At 31.4% G+C, this 22,686-nt stretch carries 15 protein-coding genes and 1 pseudogene; 6 read left to right on the top strand and 10 right to left on the bottom strand.

The features are described from left to right. Positions 1–148 precede the first annotated feature (148 nt). The gene (locus AC0L3M_RS02790) at positions 149–2,557 is read left to right on the top strand and encodes an Npt1/Npt2 family nucleotide transporter (protein ID WP_473431756.1); all 2,409 of its coding nucleotides are present in this window, start codon (positions 149–151) and stop codon (positions 2,555–2,557) included. Here the strand turns inward: AC0L3M_RS02790 and AC0L3M_RS02785 are convergent. Both AC0L3M_RS02785 and AC0L3M_RS02780 read right to left on the bottom strand, forming a co-directional pair. Next, positions 2,547–3,806 (bottom strand): serine hydrolase, encoded by a 1,260-nt coding sequence (locus AC0L3M_RS02785; RefSeq protein WP_473431755.1) that lies wholly within the window; start codon positions 3,804–3,806, stop codon positions 2,547–2,549. The genes AC0L3M_RS02790 and AC0L3M_RS02785 overlap by 11 nt on opposite strands. Next, positions 3,807–6,713 carry a PEP/pyruvate-binding domain-containing protein gene (locus tag AC0L3M_RS02780; RefSeq protein ID WP_473431754.1) on the bottom strand — a complete coding sequence of 969 codons (2,907 nt, stop codon included), beginning with the start codon at positions 6,711–6,713 and terminating at the stop codon, positions 3,807–3,809. A gap of 179 nt (positions 6,714–6,892) precedes the next feature. On the opposite strand from AC0L3M_RS02780, the gene AC0L3M_RS02775 reads away from it, so the two are divergent. Beyond that, complete coding sequence (locus AC0L3M_RS02775; protein ID WP_473431753.1) at positions 6,893–8,104, top strand: multidrug effflux MFS transporter; 1,212 nt, start codon at positions 6,893–6,895, stop codon at positions 8,102–8,104. 6 nt (positions 8,105–8,110) lie between these two features. On the opposite strand, the gene AC0L3M_RS02770 is transcribed toward AC0L3M_RS02775, so the two are convergent. Further along, positions 8,111–8,743: a MarC family NAAT transporter gene (locus AC0L3M_RS02770; RefSeq protein WP_292949072.1), complete on the bottom strand. Its 633-nt coding sequence runs from the start codon at positions 8,741–8,743 to the stop codon at positions 8,111–8,113. A gap of 276 nt (positions 8,744–9,019) precedes the next feature. On the opposite strand from AC0L3M_RS02770, the gene AC0L3M_RS02765 reads away from it, so the two are divergent. Continuing rightward, positions 9,020–10,516 carry a PhoX family protein gene (locus tag AC0L3M_RS02765; protein ID WP_473431752.1) on the top strand — a complete coding sequence of 499 codons (1,497 nt, stop codon included), beginning with the start codon at positions 9,020–9,022 and terminating at the stop codon, positions 10,514–10,516. Between the two features lie 23 nt (positions 10,517–10,539). Further along, a pseudogene (locus tag AC0L3M_RS02760) lies at positions 10,540–12,398 on the top strand (cytochrome-c peroxidase). On the opposite strand, the gene AC0L3M_RS02755 reads toward AC0L3M_RS02760, so the two are convergent. Next, the gene (locus tag AC0L3M_RS02755) at positions 12,395–13,447 is read right to left on the bottom strand and encodes a proline iminopeptidase-family hydrolase (RefSeq protein ID WP_473431751.1); all 1,053 of its coding nucleotides are present in this window, start codon (positions 13,445–13,447) and stop codon (positions 12,395–12,397) included. The pseudogene AC0L3M_RS02760 and the gene AC0L3M_RS02755 sit on opposite strands and share 4 nt — an antisense overlap. Before the next feature lie 121 nt (positions 13,448–13,568). Here AC0L3M_RS02755 and AC0L3M_RS02750 point away from each other — a divergent pair, with 121 nt between their 5' ends. Next, entirely contained in the window at positions 13,569–14,978 is a 1,410-nt protein-coding gene (locus AC0L3M_RS02750; protein ID WP_473431750.1) for a DUF294 nucleotidyltransferase-like domain-containing protein, read from the top strand. A 154-nt stretch (positions 14,979–15,132) separates the two neighbouring features. Beyond that, complete coding sequence (locus tag AC0L3M_RS02745) at positions 15,133–15,468, top strand: putative nucleotidyltransferase substrate binding domain-containing protein (RefSeq protein WP_473432467.1); 336 nt, start codon at positions 15,133–15,135, stop codon at positions 15,466–15,468. Between the two features lie 28 nt (positions 15,469–15,496). On the opposite strand, the gene AC0L3M_RS02740 is transcribed toward AC0L3M_RS02745, so the two are convergent. The 6 genes from AC0L3M_RS02740 to AC0L3M_RS02715 form a co-directional block, all read right to left on the bottom strand. Beyond that, the gene (locus AC0L3M_RS02740) at positions 15,497–16,258 is read right to left on the bottom strand and encodes an NYN domain-containing protein (RefSeq protein WP_145001473.1); all 762 of its coding nucleotides are present in this window, start codon (positions 16,256–16,258) and stop codon (positions 15,497–15,499) included. A 557-nt stretch (positions 16,259–16,815) separates the two neighbouring features. Beyond that, complete coding sequence (locus AC0L3M_RS02735; protein WP_473431749.1) at positions 16,816–17,481, bottom strand: response regulator transcription factor; 666 nt, start codon at positions 17,479–17,481, stop codon at positions 16,816–16,818. A 3-nt stretch (positions 17,482–17,484) separates the two neighbouring features. Then, positions 17,485–18,756, bottom strand: coding sequence for a tetratricopeptide repeat-containing sensor histidine kinase (locus AC0L3M_RS02730; protein WP_473431748.1), 1,272 nt, complete (start codon positions 18,754–18,756; stop codon positions 17,485–17,487). A gap of 547 nt (positions 18,757–19,303) precedes the next feature. After that, positions 19,304–20,038: an acyl-CoA desaturase gene (locus tag AC0L3M_RS02725; RefSeq protein WP_473431747.1), complete on the bottom strand. Its 735-nt coding sequence runs from the start codon at positions 20,036–20,038 to the stop codon at positions 19,304–19,306. A 58-nt stretch (positions 20,039–20,096) separates the two neighbouring features. Beyond that, a complete protein-coding gene (locus AC0L3M_RS02720; RefSeq protein WP_473431746.1) occupies positions 20,097–20,669 on the bottom strand; it encodes a Crp/Fnr family transcriptional regulator in 573 nt (190 codons plus the stop codon). Between the two features lie 38 nt (positions 20,670–20,707). Continuing rightward, positions 20,708–22,417, bottom strand: a complete 1,710-nt coding sequence (locus AC0L3M_RS02715; protein WP_473431745.1) for a serine hydrolase — start codon at positions 22,415–22,417, stop codon at positions 20,708–20,710. Between the last annotated feature and the right edge of the window lie 269 nt (positions 22,418–22,686).

Here is a 22,686-nt window from a genome sequence, read left to right as displayed (position 1 = left end):
GACGTTAATAGCCTCTATTACCTCATTAATAGCGTTTGGTATTTTACTAAAATTTAATGTCATTTCAGGCGTTTTCTTATACATTCCGTATGTATGGGTCGCTATTTACGGATTACTTACTGCGTCTCAATTTTGGTTATTAGCTAATGTGGTTTACAATGTTAGAGAAGCTAAACGTGTGTTTGGATTTATTGGTGCAGGTGCTATTGCTGGTGGTATTTTTGGAGGTTACCTTACTTCCTTTTTAACTAAAATTTTATACACAGAAGACTTACTTTTTATAGCTGCAATACTAGTTTCAATATGTGTACCATTATCTAGATATATTTGGAAAAATGAGGTTAAAAGTTTAAACGAGTTTCAGTTATCTATAAAAAATGAGACGAATACTAAATCACCTTTTAAACTAATAAGACAATCCAAATTATTAAGCTTAATTGCATTAGTCATTGGGATGAGTGTTTTAATTGCCAAGTTAATTGATTATCAATATAGTGATTATGCCTCTAGATTTATAGCTACGGAAGATGAGTTAACGTCCTTTTTTGGTTTTTGGTTTTCTACATTAAGTGTTATTTCATTATTAATTCAACTGTTTTTAACCAAACGCATTGTTGGTACTTTTGGTGTTGGCAAATCCCTTTTATGGCTTCCTGCTGGTATTTTAATAGGCTCTATTTTACTACTTTTTATTCCGGAGTTATGGGTTATTGTATTTATAAAAGTAGTGGATGGTAGTTTAAAACAGTCTGTAAACAAAGCCTCTACAGAGTTGTTGTCCATACCTATTCCAATGGATATAAAAAAGAAAACTAAAACCTTTACAGATGTTGTTGTGGATAGTATAGCTACAGGAATAGCAGGTTTTATTTTAATATTTTTTATTAACGGTTTAGATATTTCATCGACATCTATTAGTATTATTATTATCGTCTTGATTATTATATGGTTGGTTTTAATCTATTTTTTAAGACAGCAATATGTCATCGCATTTAAACAACTTTTAGATAACGCTGAAGTCAAAAAAAGTAAAGTCCATAAAGAGGAACTTAAAGTCACCTCAATCATTGGTTCCGTTTTACGCGTTTTAAATACTGGTAAAGAAAACCAAATAATTAACATGCTTGAAAAAACACTTGAAGTTAAAGACGAACGTTTTTTTACTGCCATTAAAACACTATTAAACCACGACTCTCCTAAAGTAAAAGCCTTAGCTATTGATAATTTATATTTTTTGAAAACGGAAAATTTATCAACACAAATTGAAGCTATGATTTATGACGATAACCAGCAAGTTACAACGTCTGCCTTTAGATATCTTTTAAAAAATTATAAGCAAAATACAATCGTTTTATTTGAAAACCATATAAATAGTACAGACAATACCATTGCTAATGCAGCTTTAGTAGGCTTATCTTTGGAGTTAAGAAACAACCAACTATTACAAAATCGTTTTAACTTAGAACAAAAAATAGAATCTGCTTTAAATAAATATTTAGAACTTACTGATGCCAATTTAAAAAACAATACTATTAAATCTGTTTTAGAAAGTATTGGTAACGCAAAAATCAGTACCTACTACAATGTGCTTAAAACGCAACTACTTTCCAAAGATTTAGATGTTGTAAAGACTGCAATAATCAGTGCATCCAAAACTTTAGATCCTGAATTTATTGACCATATTATTTCGCATTTATCAATAAAAGAAACCAGACAAATTGCTGTAGACGCCTTGTTTTTTTATAACGATCCTGTTATAGACGTCCTATATCAAAAGGTTATAAAAGAAACAATAGATTTTGAAGATGCTGCTTATGTAATATTGGTTATTGAAAAGTTTAAATCACAAAAAGCCATTAACACATTAATGTTGCTAACTGGTGATACAGAACATACAGTTAAAATTGAGGCAATTGAAGCCTTAAAACGATTAAAATGGAAGTATCCACATCTAAAAATTAAAGATCGCTTTATAGTGGATAAAATTTTAGACGAATGTCAATTATATCAAAATACATTAGCTGTTATACACACTCAAATTGTGTTACAATATAAAATGAAATCGGTAACCATGGAGTCTAAAGATGAAAACGAAGCCAGAAACGGACTTATTCATTTGCTAGAACAACGATTGGATAGACAACTGCAACGTATTTTTAGGTTTTTAGGCATTAAATATCCTCCAAATGATGTTGACCCTATCTTAAACACCATCATGCATGGTAAAGAAGAGCAGCGCATTCATGCAATCGAGTTTTTAGATAATATTCTAAACAGTCAGCTTAAAAAAGAATTAATTCCGGTTGCCGAATCTGTATTACTAGATTCTAATCAAGAAGAAAAATTAAAAAAATTAAACCTTAAAGTTTTTAGCGAAATTGAATGTTATAACGAGCTTTTAAAACGAAAAGACGTAAAACTAAAATTTGCTGTTTTATATCTTATTGAAAAATCAAATAACACCAACTTTAAACCGCTATTAGAATTGGTGTTAATTAATGAAACTAATAAAAAAATCAGAGCAAAAACCGAAAGTCTTTTAGGCCTTACTTCCTGATTAATTTATCAATATTTGCTGCTAAAGTCATGTGGTCCGTTGCCGAGTTTTTACGTAATACATTAGTCATTAATACAACCATATAAGTTGTGTTATCAGGATGCTCTACAATTGCTACAGAGTTCATAAAATTTTGAATATTACCCATATACTTTCCACAAACCTGTCCATTACTTCTATCACATTTATATAAACTTCCAGATTTAAAATAGACTGCTGCTTCCTTTAAAGCAGGTGCTTGTGCATATCTAATGCGTCTGTCTGTCATGTACATCAAACGTTTCATCTCTAGACTAGACTGCTCATCAATAACATTACCTTGCTCTAATTGCACTAAAAATTTCATAACACCAAATGGCGTTCCAATACTTCCTCCTTTATCACCAACGTAAGTATTTGCTCCTCTAGTAAAAAAACTTCCTAAACGCCATTCGTCTGCAGTTATTCCAAGGTTTCGTAACGGTAAATTTACTACATCGTTACCAAGGTCTGTTAGCACCTTTTTTTCTGTGGTTTTAAAATAAGTTAAGGCATCTGCTTCAGTTAATTCTGGATATTTTTCGCCAAAAGCTTGCATTAATAACACTTCGCGCCAAACAATACTTGCTGCTCCATTATTACTAACAGATAACATATGGTCAGCCCACTCAAATAACGAAAACTCGTCACTAGCTATAACCTGACGTTTTACTAATTTTTTGGTTTCAATGTTATAAATAGGTATAGTATGCTCATCTGTTAAGCCCCAAACTCCTGCTTTAAATACTTTAGTTTTTAATAACGCGATACGCTTTTCAAAATTATCAGGATAAATTTTTGATAATTGATCAAATAAACCTAGTAAAACCGCAAGCTTACCTACACTTCCTGGTTGGTAACCTGCTGTTTCATTACGATGCGCGTATTTAATATTATTTAAGTCTGTAATATCCATTACGGTTAACGAGTAGCTTTTATCTAAACCTCTAAATAAATTACTAATCTCTTTTTGAAAAGCTTCATTATCTTTAAAAAAACAATGCAAACTATCTGCTGCTTTTTCTTTTAACTTTAATTTAATATCCAAATAAGATTTAAACGCACCTTCAGGTAAGGTTTGTTTCTCAACTATTTCGCCACTTTTAATTAATTCTAAACGTTTTAAACGCTTAATACCTGTGTACTCATATCCATCAATTGGATATAACGTTGCTGTTGTAAAAGCAGAACATATTAGTACTAAAACTAGAACAATTAATACTTTTTTCATTTATATTTTTTTTGAAAGCGCGATCGCTTTATTAGTGTTTACTGTTGGTGTAATGGATTGTAAATACGTAGAACTTAACGCTTTTTTATTTTCTACAAAAGGTCTAATTTGAAACAACCAGAGTTTGTCATCCTTAAAGCCTAATTCAACATCATATGCGCCTTGATAGTCTACATCTGTAGCACTTGGCATAGTTTGTCTAATAGTTTTAGCTAGCGCTTTAATATCTGCCATATTTTGAGTGTTTAAAATAGGCTGCTCAAAGGTTGCAGACTGTTTAAGCGTGCCACCTGTGGTTGGTAAACTATTGTAATAACGCTCTCGCGAAGGTGCTAAAAATTGATAACCACCAGCATCCTTTAGTAAATAGGTTTCAGACGATTGTCCATCTACAGCTCCACCTGCTCCTCTACTAAAAGCAATAGTTAAATCTTGATCGTTTCCAGACGTTAATCCTTTTGTTATTAGCACTCCAGAGTAATCAACATCCACACTAGGAATTACTAAAATTGATGGAAATACATTTTCTGGATTTAATAAATATTTTTGTCTCCATTTAAAACTACGCTCTGTGTAAGGTGATGCCCAAACATCTTTAATACCCTCTAATATTTTGGATTTATCAACCACATTAAACAGTGTTAGGTTTAATCCTGCTCCTGTAAACTCTTTTAAATCTTCCATATTAGTATCACTTCTTAAAAACACAGGAATGGCACCTAAATCTTGTCCTAAAACAGTTTTAAAATCATTTTCCATTTGGGTTATAAACTCGGTTTTTAAAGGCATTTTTTTAATAGCAGCACGTAATGTTTCTAATTGTCTTAACTGGTAGTGTTCAATTTCTTCTTCTGCAATACCTTTAGATTCCATAGCAATTGCTTCTTTAAACATTGCTTCTAAAAACTGCCAGTAAGTTTTACTTTGGTCTGGCATATCTTGATCCATATGATCTCTAAATATTCCAAACGGAATTACTAAACCTTCTACAACTTGATCTGGAAACATTTTTTTTAATTGTCCTAAATTAGCTGCTTTTGGACCACAAATCTTACCAGAATTACTTGCATCAACATTTCGCAGATTTAAAACGTTATGCTCATTTAAAATAATGGTTTCAACAGGGACTTCTATTTTTTCATCACGACGTTCTTTTTTAGCAAATAAAGCACGTTCTTCTTCAGACATGTCTTGTTCAACTTTAATAATTACATTGCCTTTATTAGATACTGCATAAAACACTTTTTGACCGCTAAAAGCAATTAAATCCTCTAGATTTTGATCAGATAAAGCGGTATTTGGTATGCCTAAATTACGTGCTAATAATTGTACATGAGACACCATATTACCTTCAGATACTGTTGCAATTCCGGCAACAGGTTTTAAATCTGCTGGTGGACGCTGGAAAATATATATTTTATTTGAAGACACCTCAATATCATCAGGAGATCCTGCTATTACTACTAACTCACCAAACGCATAACCTGGATTTAAACCACGTATTGTACTTTGGTTTGGAATACTTAATACTTTATTTGTCAATGCAGACTCGTTGGCTATAAAATCACCTAATTCTCCAACCGCTTTCCCTAAATGCAAAGCAATGGATCCTCTAATTTTATCATCAATAAAACCGTATGCTAATGGCTCAAAAGCAGTATAGGTGTTTACGGTTTCTTGATAAGTTGCTTTAACCATTCCAGAACTCCATTCCACCAAACTTCTTCCGTTTTGTAAAACAGTGGTTAATTCGCCTAAAGTAGTATCGTTTGTTGTGTTGCCAGATAATGTTAGATTTAGCGCTTCCCACTCATGCTGTTCTATATAACCAGTTGCAGCAGTTGCCATACCTAAATAGCATATTTTATCCACTAATTGTGCTACGGTTTGTGGTTGCCAAAGAGGTGCATTTTTAAAAATTATCTCCTCTAATTTTAACGATATATCTAGTAATTGTAAACGTGCCAAAGGACGTTTTTCCTCCAAAACAGAAGTTTTTAAAAGCGTTAATAACTCTGCTGTATTTTGGATTAAATCCGAAGTACTACTTGTTTCATGCTGTACAGATACATAATCCTTAAATGCTTTACCAAAAGTAGTCTCTTTTAACAAGGTCGCCTTTTGCAATAAAGCAGTTAAATCTATGGGTTTAAAAAAGGTGGTCATTGTAACTATTAAATCGTCAAGCATCTTGATTTGATTAACAGACAGTTTTGTTACATGTTTTGCCCTAAAAGCTTTCACTTTTTCAATATCATTAATTTCTGGTTGTGCATGGATTTTTACACGTAAATCCATAAATGGTAAATAAGCATCAGATAGCACTTTGGATTGACTACGCATTAATTGCGCTAAATTATCGTCTCCATTATGCGGAATATCCTTTAAGGATTGTCTAACTAAAAAGTAATTTTGTTGTATAACATCGTCTTTTGATAGCAGCCATTTGTAAAAATCAATTCCCCAAGCTTCTTCGTCTTCCGACTGAATGGCACCTCTATAAAATTGACTTTTTCTGTTAATCCAACCATTGTCAACGCCTCTTAAATATTTATCTAATTGGTATTGTTTTAATCTTGAATGGCTAGTTGATGCATCCCAAAACGCTTCAGTTTTAGAAAATGACAAAATTTGACCTAAAAAAATATGATTACTTAAGGCTAATTTTTCGACTTCATCTTTATATCTAGCATGTTGATTTCCTGGTCCAACATTATCTGGACAAGGATCTTTGGGTTGCCTTACGCTACCATCAGTACAAAACCAACGAATATCCTTGTAAGGACCACGTAAATCGTTTTTATACTTAGTAATTTGCTCCTTTATTACATCCGAAGCAATTTGTTGCGCTGATAATTGATTAGAAATTATCACAAAAATCAGGCTAATTATTACACTATTTCTCATTGAAAATCAAAGGTTTGTTACAAGATACAACATACGAATATAACTATTTATTCAATATATAATTGTTTTGCAAAGTTGTTATAAAAGTTTGATAATTATCAAATTAATTGGGTCTATTTTAACACCTATTTCACACTAATAAAACCAATGATAATTCTTTTTTAAACTACTTTTGCAGCATGCAAAAAAATCCACCTGTTAAGTTAGAGTTTATATTACTAATGGCATCTTTAATGTCTATTGTTGCCTTAGCGATTGATGCTATTTTACCAGCAATGTCAGCTATAGGAATCACAGTTAATAGTTTAGACACTAGTAACAACCAATTACTAATCACCATGATTTTTCTAGGTTTAGGATTTGGACAACTATTATTTGGACCTTTATCGGATAGTTTTGGTAGAAAACCCATTGTTTATATTGGTTTTACTGTGTTTGCAATAGGAAGTATAGTTTGTGTATTATCACATAGTTTAGAAATGATGGTTGTTGGTCGTATCATCCAAGGTGTTGGATTAGCAGCTCCAAGAACTATCGCTATTGCTGTTATTAGAGACATGTATAAAGGAGATTATATGGCCAAAATAATGTCGTTTGTTACGACCTTCTTTATTTTGGTTCCTGTAATTGCTCCTGTAATGGGTAAATTTATTTTAAACCATTACGACTGGACAGGAATTTTTTATGTTCAATTAATAATGGCTTTAGTTGTTGCTATTTGGTTTTGGAAGCGTCAGCCTGAAACCTTAAAGCCTGAATATAAAATAAAGTTTACTAGACATGTTTTTATTGATGGTTTAAAAGAATTATTAAAATATAAAGAAACCATAGGATTTACCATTATTTCTGGTTTTATCTCTGGTGCATTTATTGTTTATTTAAGTGCTTCTCAGGTCATTTTTGAAAATCAATATGGTTTAATAGACGAGTTTCCATACATCTTTGCTGGATTGGCATGTGGTGTTGGTTTATCCACTTTTTTAAACGGAAGCTTTGTTATGCGTCTTGGTATGTGGCGTTTATCCTATTTAGCTATCATTGTTTTTAGCGTTAATGCGTTACTGTATGTCTTATTATTTTGGAATGCTACAACTAATCCTGCATTACCAATTATATTAATATTTATGGCTATCCAATTTTTTACCATAGGCTTTATCTTTGGAAATCTACGAGCTATTGCTATGGAGCCAATTGGACATATTGCTGGTATTGGAGCTGCTATAACAGGATTTATATCTACAATAATGGCTGTACCAATTGCAAATTACATTGGTAGTTTTGTTGACACAACAGCGTTACCATTATTTATAGGGTTTACGGTTTTTGGTTTTATGTCTCTAATTTTATTTTTATTTATTAAAAGAACTAGAAAACGAAATATCATTTTATAACCATTACTATATTTTAATTGTTGAAAGTATATCTACTACCGAAGATATTATATACTCCACACCTATAGCTATTACTATAAAACCTATAATTCTAGACAGCGCATTAATCCCAGAAGCTCCCAAAAATTTAACGATTAAATGCGCACTTTTAAGAATGACGTAAATAGTAATGGCTGCTAAAAGCATAGCACCAACTATTGTTAATTTTTCGGAAGTTAAAGTAAACTCCTGATTATAAGTAATTAATAGCGAAATTGTCCCAGGACCAGCTAACATAGGTATTGCTAATGGTGTTAAACTTATTCCATCTCTAGTATGTATATCTTCTTGTACCTTTTTACGTTTCATCCCTTTATGTTCTCTAAATTTTCCGGTCAACAACGCAAAGCCAGAGGATGTAATTATTAATCCTCCTGCTATTTTTAAAGCATTAAGACTTATTCCAAAAAAAGATAAGATATACTGACCTGCAAAAAACGAAAGCAATAAAATAACCAAAACATCTATTGCTGTCCAAAAGGCTGTAACAGAACGTTCTTTTTTACTGTGCTCTCCTGTTAAACCTACAAATACAGGAACGGTTCCTAAAGGATTCATAATTGAAAATAATGCTCCAAATACTGCTAAAAATAATTCCATTGTTTTTTCTGCAAATTCCGTTCTTTTTTGACGTTTAAAAGTTATCGTTAGATTAACTAATCTTAAATAAAACGTAAAACAAAAAAAACACCCAAAACAACTATAAAACACTAAAAAACAATACGTTAGAAAATAAAAAACCTTCACTTAACATAAAGTTTACATAGTAACATTAGCGTAAAGTTTTCTTAAAACTTCAATCATTTTTAGTTAATACTCTTTAAAACTCTTGACCTTAGTTTTGTTCAAAATTAACCACTTAAACAATCAAATACAATGAAATTATTTAAACAACATTTTTTTCAATTATGCATAATTACCAGTCTAGGATTTGGATTAATAGGCTGTGAAGGAGAAAATGGATTAGACGGAACTAACGGTCAGGATGGTCAAGATTTTACGCCTACCGATGAGCTTTTTAGTAACAAATCGGCTTTAGATCCTTTAGTAGATATTAGCGCTAACTTTAACAATGTAAAAGCTTACTCATTAATTAGCTCGACAGATTATTTACCAAATGGATTCCGTTTAGTTGGTGCACAAGATGGTGCAGGTTTATTAAAAGATGGTAACGAATATATTTATGTTGTCAATGCAGAGGACGATTACAGTGTCTCTAGAATTAGATTTGACGAAAACATGAGACCTATAAAAGGTGAATGGTTGTTAAACGCAGGAGTTGCTGATTTTGCAAGACAATGTTCTGGTACAATGTGGGAAGCTGCAATACATGGTGGCTCTCAAGATTTCTTTTTATCTGCTTCAGAAAGTATTGCATACGATGTTAAAGCAATAGATCCTTGGATAGAAACACCTACTCCAAATGCTGACTTTGGTTTGGACGCTCTGGGTGAATTTTCTTGGGAAAACGCAGTACCATTACCTCAAAATTCATATGCAGGAAAAACAGTGATTATTGGTGGAGATGACGATTCTAGTGGGTCTGAAGGTCAAGTAATCATGTATTTATCAGAAAATGGAGATGCAGATTTAACTAACGGTAAAATATATGTATTACGTTTAAAAGAAGTATCTGATGGTGCCAATGGTATCCAAAATGTTGCTGCAAATACAGTTTATAATGAAGGAAGCTTAGATTTTGGAGCCACCTATGATGTTGAATTTGTTGAAATAGAAAATGGTGCAGCCATGACCAAAAACGAAATGGAAACAGCTTGTACTGGTGTTTTTGCTTCTCAGTTTATGCGTGTTGAAGATGTTGACTACCAAAAAGGAAGTGATGAAAACGCTAGAAACGTTTATTTTGCAGTTACAGGAAGAGGTCCTGGAGCAGGAACTTATAATGATTGGGGAACCATTTACAAATTAAATCTAGATGCCAACAACCCTTTACAAGGTCAATTAACACAAATTGTAAGTGGTAACACAGACACAAACAACCAAGATGGTAACTTATCTAGCTTACAAAGTCCGGATAATATTTGTGTAACAGAAAACTATGTGTACATTCAAGAAGATCCTAACTCTTTTGATAGAGGTCATGCAGCTAGAATCTACCAAACAGACTTAAACGGAAATAATCCAACAGACGTATTAGATTTAAAAATTGAAAGCAACTTATCTCCTACTGGAAGCTCTTCTTTATCTGGAGAATTTGGTGCTTTAATTGACATTTCTGACAAAGTTGGTGTGCCAGACACATTTATTCTAAACTTACAACCACACTACTGGAAAAGTGACGATTTTATATCTACAAACTTACCACACAACCAAGGTGGACAAATCGTATTACTACAAGGATTACCTAGATAAAACGACATCTTTTATTATTAATAATGAATCTCCATTGTACAATGGAGATTCATTTTGTTTATTACAATCTTAACATGAAATCATACCATTCACTTTTAATTACAATAGTATTATTAGTAACATTATCAGCTTGCAAATCGGATAAAACCGAAACCGTAGACGTCATAAATTGGGACAGTGCTCAAAAGTACTATATAAACAATATAGACCTTGCTTCTAAATACTTAGATAGTTTAAAAACCGAAGGTCTTACTGGTAAAAACACCAAACACTATTTTACATTAGCACGAGAGGCTTTTAAAAAAGCAGAGCCTTTTGCCTCATATTTAAACCCTGAAGTAGGACACAGAGCTAATGGTCCTGCACTTCCTGTGTATAAAGAAGATACTGGCAAAATATTAAAACCTATTGGCCTTCAAAAAATAGAAGAAAGTATTTATGAGCAAGAGACGTCTGTCACAGATTTTAATCAAGAAATCTATGTTACACAAGGGTTGTTTGCTATCTTAAAAGTAAATATGGAAAACAGAGCGTTAACACCACAACGGTTTTTTATAGCTACACACCAACAGCTTTTGCGTATTGTAAGTTTGGGTATGTCAGGATTTGATACTCCTGTTAGTCATTTAGGTATAAAAGAAAGTGCTGTTTCATTAAAAAGCCTTCAAAACGTATATAATAACACCTTAAAATCTTCTATTATAAACAAAGACAAATCCTTAGATGATGCGTTTAACAACTCGATTTTAAAAGCAATAAATTACATTAATCAACATCAGGATTTTGATACTTTTGATAGGTTTACGTTTACCAGAGATTACCTAAATCCAATCACACGTCATTGGGTTTCTATCCGTAAAACAGCTGACATTTGGAAACCTACTAATACCGAACCATTCAATTTTGATGAACCTACTTTTTTTGAAAGCAACAGCTTCAACTTAAATTATTTTACACCAACAACTAACCGTAACCCAAGCGACAAACAAATAGCTTTGGGCGAAAAATTGTTTTTTGACACACAACTTTCTGCTAACAACAGTATGGCTTGCGTTACCTGTCATAGTCCTGCTTTAGGGTATGCAGATGCTATGACTGTTAACTTAGATAATAACGGTAAGCCATTACAGCGCAACACACCAACTTTAATAAATAGTGCCTTTCAAAAAGCTTTTTTTGGGATGGTAGATCAGAAACGATGATTGAACAAATTTCATCTGTGTTTTTAAATGATAAAGAATTTAATACTAACGTTCACACCTTTTCTGAAGCTATTTTACAAGATTCAACTTACGTTACATTATTTAAAGAAGCCTATGGACAAGTTCCAAAAAATAATACCAATGTTATTAAAGCATTGTCTGCTTATATTTCTACTTTAAACGGTTTTGACTCTAAATTTGATAAAAATATTAGAGGAGAACTTAATAATTTTACAGATGAAGAAACCTTAGGTTATAACCTATTTATGGGTAAAGCACTATGTGCCACATGCCATTTTATGCCTTTAACTAGCGGAACTGTACCGCCTTTTTTTACTGAAACAGAAAAAGAAGTTATTGGTGTTCCAAAAACAGCTCAAAATAAAAAGCTAGATGACGATTCTGGTTTTTATTATAAATATAAAGAAGCCTTACATAAAGGTATGTTTAAAACGCCAACGGTTAGAAACGTAGCTATAACAGGTCCATATATGCATAATGGCATCTATACAACTTTAGAGGAAGTCCTTAATTTTTACAACCTTGGTGGAGGTGGTGGATTAGGTTTTGATTTGGACCATCAAACGCTTCCTTTTGATAATTTAAACCTTACAGAAACCGAGCAGCAAGCCATTATAGCTTATCTAAAAACCTTAACTGATGTACCTGACACGTATTAAAACGCACCAGAATCTACATCTTTAATAAAACTAATTAACCCTTTAAAAAACACCTTTTGATCATCAAATTGAGATAAATGACTGCCATTTGGGCAAAGCAAAAAACGTCCATTTTGGACTTCGGTACTAATCCATTTCATGTGTTCTGGATCCATAGTATCATGCGTTGCTCCAATGGTAAGGGTTGGTGTTTTTATTTCTTTTAAACGGTCTTTTACATCCCAATTTTTAAGCGTAGCATTACCTTTAATACCAAACTCACTTGGTCCTTGCATTGTTACATACACATCAGGATTTAAATGCTTAAAACCTCTGTTAATTGGTTCTGGCCAATCTTTGACTGGCATTCTAATAACATGCTTGGTGTAATAATTTTCGACAATTAAATCTAAATATCTTTGGTTTGTGTAATCTTCTTTATCCTCATAGCTCATAATTTCTTTTAAAACTTCAGGATCTAATTTTGGTGCTAACACCTGGTCAGAATATTTTTGATAGTCAGGTATTGAAGCTACCATGTTAGATATAATTAATCCTTTTAAATTATCTTGATATTTTAAGGCATATTGCATACCCAAAATTCCTCCCCAAGATTGACCATATAAGTAAAAATTATCTTTATTTAAACCTAAAGCCATTCTGACCTGTTCCACCTCTTCTACAAATCTATCTAAATCCCATAAACTTAAATCTTTGGGTTGATCGCTGTAATACGATCCTAATTGATCGTAGTAATAATACTCTATATTTTCCTGCGGAAAGTAACCATCAAAACATTCATAAATTTCATGTGTCATTCCTGGACCACCATGTAATAAAAGCACCTTCATTGTTGGGTTATTTCCAACGCGTTTAGTCCAAACCTTAAATTCGCCTTTAGGTGTTGTAATTGGTATCATTTTTATACCTCCTAAAAATTGATCTTCAGTATTGGGTTTTAAATAATTTTCTGCAGTATTAGTAGCCTCAACCTTTTTTGTTTCTTCTATCTTTTTACAATTAAAACATAATAAAGACAAGACACTTAAAATAAATAGTTTGGTTTTCATAAACTTGATAATTAGAAGACTAAGTTAATCAAATAAAATGTCTTTTTATCTTGCTAATTATTTTAACAAAATGATAGTAATAGTCCAATTTTAACCTATTAATTTTGCATAAATTAGTAAGATGAAAAACGCCATTACAGAACGTATTTTAGATTTCATAAAAGGCTTTCCTCCTTTTGATGCTTTAAGTCATGAGCAATTGTTAGCTATCGCGTCTGAGATTGAAGTAATTTACATTGAAAAGGATAATTTTATTTTTAAACAAAATGAAGCTTTACAAGAGGTGTTTTACGTGGTAAAGGCAGGTGCAATTGGTATTTTTAAAGATGATAAATTAGTTGACAAATGTGATGCTGGAGATATTTTTGGATTACGAGCATTAATACGTAAAGATCATTATTTATTGGATGCAAGAGCTATTGAGCAAAGTATTATTTATAGTATTCCTGCTAAGGTTATTGAAGATATTATAATAAATAACCCAAAAGCCAATCAGTTTTTAATAGCCAGTTTTGCTACTAATACACGTAATCCTTATAGTGATGAAGACAAGGGTACATTATTTGCTAACATTGGTGTTTTAAAACCTGAAGCCTCTAGTTTTACCGAAATGCAATCGGCAAAGTTTTCTAAAAATCCTGTGGTATGCAATCCATTAATTAGCATACAAGAAGCTTCGCAAATAATGAGCACTAATAAAGTGGGATCTATTGTAATAACTAATAACAAACAGCCAATTGGTATTATTACAGATAAAGATTTGCGTAATAAAGTGGCTACTGGATTACACACCATAACAGACACTGTGGAAGCCATTATGTCTTCTCCAGTTATCACGTTTCCTGACAGTATATCTGTTGCCGAAGCACAAATTGCAATGCTTAAAAATGATATTTCACACCTATGTATTACCAAAGATGGGACACCATATTCTGAGTTAATTGGTATCCTATCAGAGCATGATATTATTGTAATTTATGGTAATAATCCTTCGGTTTTAATTAAAGAAATAAAACGAGCAAATTCTGCTGAGTCGTTAAAATATATAAGGGAAAAAGCGCAAGATTTATTAAAAGGGTATCTTAAACAAAGTATCCCAATTAGTTTTATAACCAAAATAATTTCTGCAATAAATAATGCTATTACATCGCGTATTTTAGAGTTAACTATTGCAGAGTTTAACCAAGAACCACCTGTGTCTTTTGCTTGGTTAGCTATTGGAAGCCAAGGAAGAAAAGAGCAACTATTATATACTGATCAAGACAATGCTTTAGTGTATGAAGACAGTACAGAAGACTATAAAACAAAAGCTTACTTTTTAAAATTAGCAACTGCTGTAAATAAAAAACTAGCTATTGTTGGCTTTAAGTTTTGTCCTGATAACATGATGGCAAGTAACCCAAAATGGTGTTTAACCGTCTCTGATTGGAAATCTCAATTTACCAATTGGATTACCCATTCTGACGAAGATAAAATGATGTTGTGCAACATTTTTTTGATTATAACTTTGTTTATGGAAACCAAAGTCTAGTTAGTGGTATGTCTGATAATATTTTTAGAGCCATACATAGTCATGAAATCTTCTTAACTTTTATGGGTAGAAATGCTTTAAAAAAACCTGCACCTTTAAGCTTTTTAGAAGCTTTTTAGTAGAGCATTCTGGAGAACATAAAGATCAATTTGATATTAAATCCAGAGCTATTATGCCACTTGTTGATGCTGCACGTGTTTTAATTTTGTCGCATGATATTAAGGATGTAAACAATACTATAGCACGCTACCAAAAACTGGTTGAAATCGAACCTCAGCACAAAGATTTGTTTGACTCGTGCATAAACGCATTTAGAGTATTGCTACGCTTTAGAACAAAACAAGGATTGAAAAATAATGATTCTGGTCAGTTTATTGACGTAAAAAACCTTAGTAAAAATAACAAGTTAAAACTTAAAGGTTGCTTTAAACCTATTAAAGAAGTACAAGATTTATTAGCTGCGCGATATAAAGTGTCGCAATTACCTTAAATTATAGTAGTAATAATTGTGTGAATAATTATCGTTTTCGGCCTTTAGGTTTTACCTCTTTAATTCTGACATAAATTAGCTTCATGCGACCTCTAGTGTCCTCACGACTATCTATTTCAAACGCTGGAATACTGTTAATTAAAGGTGTTAGTTTTTGAAAACCATAATTTCTAGAATCAAAATTAGGTTGCTTTTTTTGTAATAAACTTCCAACATCACCTAAAAATGCCCAACCATCGTCATCTGCAACATCGTCAATAGTTGTAGCAATAAGCTTAATTTCTTTTTGTGTAATGGTGTCGTAATTATTTTTGGACTTAGAAGATTTGGTTGAGGGTTCTAATGTACTGTCTTCCGTTAGGTTTTTAAGTATTTCTATGTAAATAAACTTATCACAAGCGACTATAAAAGGGTTTGGCGTCTTCTTTTCTCCAATACCATAGACTTTCATTCCAGCTTCACGTAAACGCGTTGCAAGACGTGTAAAATCACTATCACTAGATACTAAGCAAAAGCCATCTACTTTCTCTGAATATAAAATATCCATTGCATCAATAATCATAGCAGAATCTGTAGCATTTTTACCAGTAGTATAGCCATATTGTTGGATTGGAGTTATAGCATTTTCTAATAGTAAACTTTTCCATTTATTAAGATTTGGTTTGGTCCAATCTCCATAAATACGTTTAATTGTTGGATTACCATATTTAGCGATTTCTTCCATCATCTCCTTTACATATGCTGAAGGAATATTGTCTCCATCAATAAGTACTGCTAATTTTATATCCATAAGTGCTAAGTTGAAATTTATAACGTAGCTAAAGGTAATAGCTTTAAATTAAAAAACCACTCATTTTTGAGTGGTTTTAACAGTCTATGGATAAGCTATTATTTTCGTGTTGCTTTTTTAGCTAGTTTAGCAGCCTTTTTTTCTTTAGGCGATAAGGTCGCTTCCTTTTTTACATTTTTTTGCGTCTTGTGATTTAGCCATAATTATTGTTTTTAATAATGAATTACATATTAATTAAATGTAATGAAAAGTAGCATACAAATTAAAATTAAAACCATTAATTGAATTTTATTTTTGATTACAAGATTAATACAAAATAAAAAAGCCCTACAATAAATTTGCAAGGCTTTAATCGAGAATACATCATGACAATTAGCTAAAATTATTTCTGTAAACTCTAATCAATTTACTTGGTTAAAGTAAATCATAAAAAAGGCAATCACTAAGGATTGCTTAAAGTTTTTTCCCTTAGAAAAAACATTATTAATTAATTAGCATACAATTTTAAGACTTGTTAGCTTATGTATTTTACGGTTTCCCGTAAAGACTTGTTTTTTTTAAATTAATCCTAAATCTTTTACGATTGCAACAAGATGTATTGCATTGTTAGCTTTAAATTGTATACGTAGTTTGTTTAGCTTTTTTTCGATAGTACTCAAGCTATTAGGCGAAATATTATCTATTTTTAGTTGTTCTCTAATTTGTTCTTGCGACAAACCATTAGATAGTAGTTTAATTAATAAAATGTCATAATCATCAATCTCTAAATTAGACTTTGGACTTAAAGCTTGTTGCACTTGAGGTGATAAATATTGACCATTTTGATATGTCGTTACAATAGCCTGATCAAGTTCTATCAAACCACGTCTACCTTTACAAACATAACCATCAATGTTATGTTTATTAACCAAGACTCTTACTTTTTGTAATCTATCTTCTACCGAATAAACAATAATTTTTAAATCAGGATTCTGTTGCTTTAAAGCAGCAACAAGCTCTTCTCCTGATTTATATTTCTGGTCTCTATGATCTGCAATAAACGATAAATCTGTAATTAACAACTCAAATGGTTGTTGGTCTAGAATTGCTTTAGATATTTTAAGATAAGCATCATCACAATATTGTACTTGTGTGACATTAGTTATGGATAAATTACTCAAGACAGATAAAACACCTTGACTAATACTACCTAAATCATCTGATATAATTACTTTACTAAACATACTTTATAATATAATGTTTGCTTTAAACCCTTTATTAACTGTGGATGTAAAAGTAATTGTTCCATTAACAGATTGAATACGGTTTTCCACATTTTGCAAACCATTATTCTTTTTTAATAGTGTTCCTACACCATTATCGTTGTAATTAATAGTCACTTTTTTATTGTTTTGACTAAAAACTACGACTACAATATTAGCTTGACTATGTTTTTTCATATTGGTCATTAACTCCTGTAACACTCTGTAAAGTGCAGTCTTTTTAACATCTGACACCTTTTTCCAATCTACCTTTGCAATGTCCTTTGTAATCACATTAACCTGATTACTACTATAATTAGCTAATAAATCTGTAAGTAGGATTTCAAAATCTTGATTAACATTTATTGTGCTATTTTCTTTAGAAATATCTCTAGTTTTAATGTAAATTTTTTCCAGATCGTCTAAAAAGTCTTCATTTATAGTGGCTTTACTCTGTAATTTTGTCATTATTTGATAGACATCATTTGCTACCTCATCATGTACTTTTTTAGATATTCTAGTTTCTGTTGTATAAACCTCTTTTAATTTTTCTTTTTTATGTTTAGCTCTAAAAAAATAGAGTAAACCCAAAGCTAAAATCAATATTACAACTGCTAATAGTTGGTAGATTTGTTTTTGAGCTTTCTCTATTTGAGACTGTAATTGACTTTTACTAACGTTATATTTTAGTAAAGCAAACTTATTTTGACTCAGTTTTGTCGCTTTTAATAAGCTATCGTTTAAAAATGAATACTCCTTAAATACCGTATTATCTCCTAAATTATACCTTGTTTTAACTGCATCTAATTTGTAGGACAAACTGTTTACCTTATTAGCAACGTCATAGGCTTTTATAGCAAAGGATAAAGCTTGGACTGTATCCTTTTTACTTAAGTAATATTCTGATAAATTTTTATAACTTGGATATAACTCGGCTAAATTATCAACATTTTGACGTATGGTATAAGCTGTCCTAAAATCGTCAAATGCACCTTGATTATTTAATTTAAATTTTATAAACCCTAAATTATCAATAACTCTAGCCTTTTCTATTGAATCTTCTACCCTATTAAATAAATTAGTTGCTTTTATTAATGTGCTCTTAGCGTTATTATATAATTTTTGATTTTTATAAATATTAGAAATGTTGTTATACAATACCAAACTATCTCTTGAAGTCGCAGTAATAGATAACGCTTTTAAATACGTCTCATTAGCTTTATCAAACATGTTTTTTTGATTATAGACTTGTCCCAAAAGGTTTAAAACTCCTGTTGTTAGTTTAGTATTATAATCATTAACTTTTAGACCATCTAATATCTTTAAAGCTTCAACAGCACTTACTTCACTATCATCATAAAAACCTACTTTGTAGTCTATTCTTGCTAAAAAATATAAATCATAAGCTATACCTAATTGGCTGTTTTTTTCTTTTTAATTTCTAAATGCTCAACTAAATATTGATATGCCTTAGCTAGCGTTTCTTCAGAGGTTACTTTCTCTATAGCATTTGTATAGTATGACAAGCTATCTGTTTGATGCTGCGAAAAAGCCTTATTACTAAAAAGACAAGTAACGCTTATATATATAAAAAGAAATAATTTTAGGTTGGTTTTCATACCTCTAAAATAGAAACTTATATTTAGTTATCTAAGTACTAAATTTACTTTTTAGTCACTAAAGCTAAATAGCCTATTTCACTTTTTATTTAGCTTAATCCAAGCCAATTGTAAAACATTAAAAAACAGCTCTATATAAAAATTAATCATTTTGGATTAAACATATATGCAAAAAAAACTGCTAATTAATTAGCAGTTTTTTTAATTTTTATAATATGTAGTTTATCTAAAACATACATTATGCAGTATGTAAAATCAATTTCAAACCAACGTACACCAAAATTAGCACGTCCACTATGCGAGTGGTGGTTATTATGGTATCCTTCTCCCATCATCAAAATATCTACAGGCAGTAAATTTTTAGACGTGTCACTAACTTTAAAGTTACGATAACCATAAATATGCGCAAACCAGTTTATAATAACTCCGTGGATTGGTGCCATAAAAAAGGCGATAGGTAGTAATAACCATTGCCACCAAGCAGTTGCAAAGACACTAAAAAACACAATATAGGCTGCAACCCATGATAATCTTGAAATTCTAGAACTTGCTATTTTATCAAATGCCTTCCATTGTGGTACATTTTTAGTAAACTTATCTGCTACTGCAATACGTTTTTTATTAATATCCTGATAAATATTTTTTGTGCGCCACATCATAGTAAACAAATTACTATCGTATTTAGGTGAGTGCGGATCTTTTTCTGTATCTGCATAAGCATGATGCATCCTATGCATTACTCCGTAACCATAGGCACTTAAATAATTTGATCCTTGAAAAACCCATGTTAATACAAAGCAAACACGCTCTGTCACTTTGGACATTGTAAAGGTTTGATGTGCTGCGTAACGATGTAAAAAGAAGGTCTGAAAGAACAAACCTGTATACCATAAAATTATGATAAATATTAAAATAGCCATAGACTTTACTTTATTTACAAAGGTCTACATACTATTATGCTCATACAATGAACCTAAGTTAAGAAATTCGCTTTCTAATCCTACTTAAAGCCTGAGGAGTGACTCCAATATACGATGCTATATATTTTAACGGAATCTCCTTTATTAAGTTTGGTCGCTCTGTAAACAAATTTAAATAACGCTCTTCAGCTGTTTCATTTAAAAGCGATTGCTCACGTTTTGATTTAATCAAAAACAAACGTTCTGAGGATAAACGACCAATTACATTACCTGCAAAACTTTTTTCGTACACTTCCTGTAGATCGTCATAAGATATGCTCCACATGGTAATATCCGTTAACGCTTGTAACTTATATAATGAAGGTTTTCTGGTCAAAAAAGAATCGTAAGCACTTACAAACTCATTTTTAAAACAAAATCCAAAGGTCAAATCTATTTCTTTTTCTTCCTTCGGAATTAAAAAACGAGCGATACCTTTTTCTATAAATGAAATATAGTTTTCTGTATCGCCAACGTCTAGTATTGTGCTTTTCTTTTTAAAAATTCTATTCTCTAATTTAGACGAAAACAGTTGCCAATCTTGATCAGATATAACCACTGTTTTTTCTATATATTCTCTAATATTAATCATATTTGCATGTACACTACAAATATCGCGAATTAATTTTATTATTCTACGCGCTGACCTGGTAATACTTGACCATTTTGAAATAAAATCATTTGGTCTATTTCACCTTCCTTGTTTGCTTTAAACTCCACTTTAGCCTCCACAACTTTTAAATAAAACTGATTTACTTCTGAGGGATAAATTTCGAATTGTGATTGGTTAGTTGCTTGTAAAAATAAACGTCCATCGTTTGTTGAAATAGTAATAAAAAAATCTGGTGTTAATTGATATTTACCAACATACGTTTTTAGTATTTCTGGAGATATAACAACCTCTTCCAATACCACATCTAACGATTTTAAAACGGTTCTTGCATTGTCGTTTGCTGGATTTAATGCTAAAGACTTTTTGTAGTTAGTAATAGCTAATGTTTGTTCTCCTGATTTTAAATATGCTTCACCTAATGAGTCGTATGGATTTGAAGCTTCCGGAAATTGTGCTACATTTAATTTAAATAATGCTAAAGCAATTTCGTTTTGGTCATCATTTAAAAACTGATAACCTAAAGTGTTAAGTTGGTCTACATCAAAATTATAAGTATCGGCTTGACTTACCTTAGCATCTTTATAAAACATGACAGCCTCAGCTATACTACTCTCTTTAATTTTATTAGCCATTACCTTTGCTATCGATGGTTTGACAGGTTGTAATGGATATGTTGGTACCATTAATTTAATAGCAATAGCATCCACATTTTCATTACTATTTGTCAAAACTATTACGCCTTTTTTATCTGCTTTATCAATAGCTGACATTGCACAATAACCACCTGTTGCACCATTATGCATTAAAAATTTACCATTTTCAATATGCCAAGCTAATGCCATTTCTACACGCTGTTCTTCACTTTTAAAAGTAGACTGATGTGCTAGTTGCATCGCCTTATCTAATGGTGTGTTTCCAGAAGCACAGTTTAAATTTGCTTGGATATATTTTACCATATCACTAGTAGTTGACCTTAATCCTCCTGCTCCAGCTAAGGTGATAATATCCCAATTATTAGTTTCTGATAATCCTGTATGTCCTTTTGCTAAACGATTTTTCATTTGCTGAGTTAATACTATTCTGGTATCATCCATTTGTAAGGGATTAGCAATATGTTGTATTACTAATTCCTCAAAAGTTTGACCACTTTGAAGCTCTAAAATGTGACCTAATAATCCCATTCCTAAATTTGAATACTCACTAATAGCACCAATATCTCTAGTTAACTCGTAATTAGAAATAAAACTATATAATTGATTATAGGTATAATCTGCAAACGGATTGTTTACGTCTTTTGGGTTAATATTATCTGGCATACGTGGTAAAGCAGACGTGTGTGTTGCTAAGTGTTGTAATGTAATCTCTTTGCCATTTTTTGTTGGCACTGTAACTGTTTCTGGTAAGTATTTTGAAATTGGGTCGTTTAAACTCATTTCGCCATTATTAACCTTTAATGCTAAAATGGTGGTCGTAAATGTTTTTGAAATAGATCCAATCTCAAACACTGAATTTTTATTTACAGGTGTTCCATCCTTAATTGCAGTATTACCAAAGCTATAATAATCTATATTTTGACCATTAATATATCCAACTACGATACCAACATTAACTTGATTATTAACTCGTGATTGAATGTATGTTTTAACTTCATCTGGAATTTGAACGTCTTGTGATTTAGCTTGAAAGCTGATGATAAATACGATAAGAATGACTATTAGTTTTTTCATTTTGGTAATGGTTTTTATTTATGCTAATAATTAACTTGAATATAGGCTAATGGTTAATTTATCCTAAAAATAAGACGTTTTTAATCTGTTTTTGTTACAAAAAAGTACTTTTTAATAAATTATGCAGACTAAATTATTGCTTTTTAATAAAAAAAACGCAACCTAAAAAGGTTGCGTTTTTTGCATTAGGGATTGTAGTGGCATCCTTTTGCTTTTTTTGCAAAAGATATAACGGAAAGCCCGACACTTTGTAGCCTAAGCGGAAAAGT

Source organism: Olleya sp. KJ81-1, assembly GCF_055808135.1.
The sequence above is the reverse complement of the archived record's forward strand: the minus strand, read 5'-3'. Positions and strand labels throughout refer to the sequence as shown.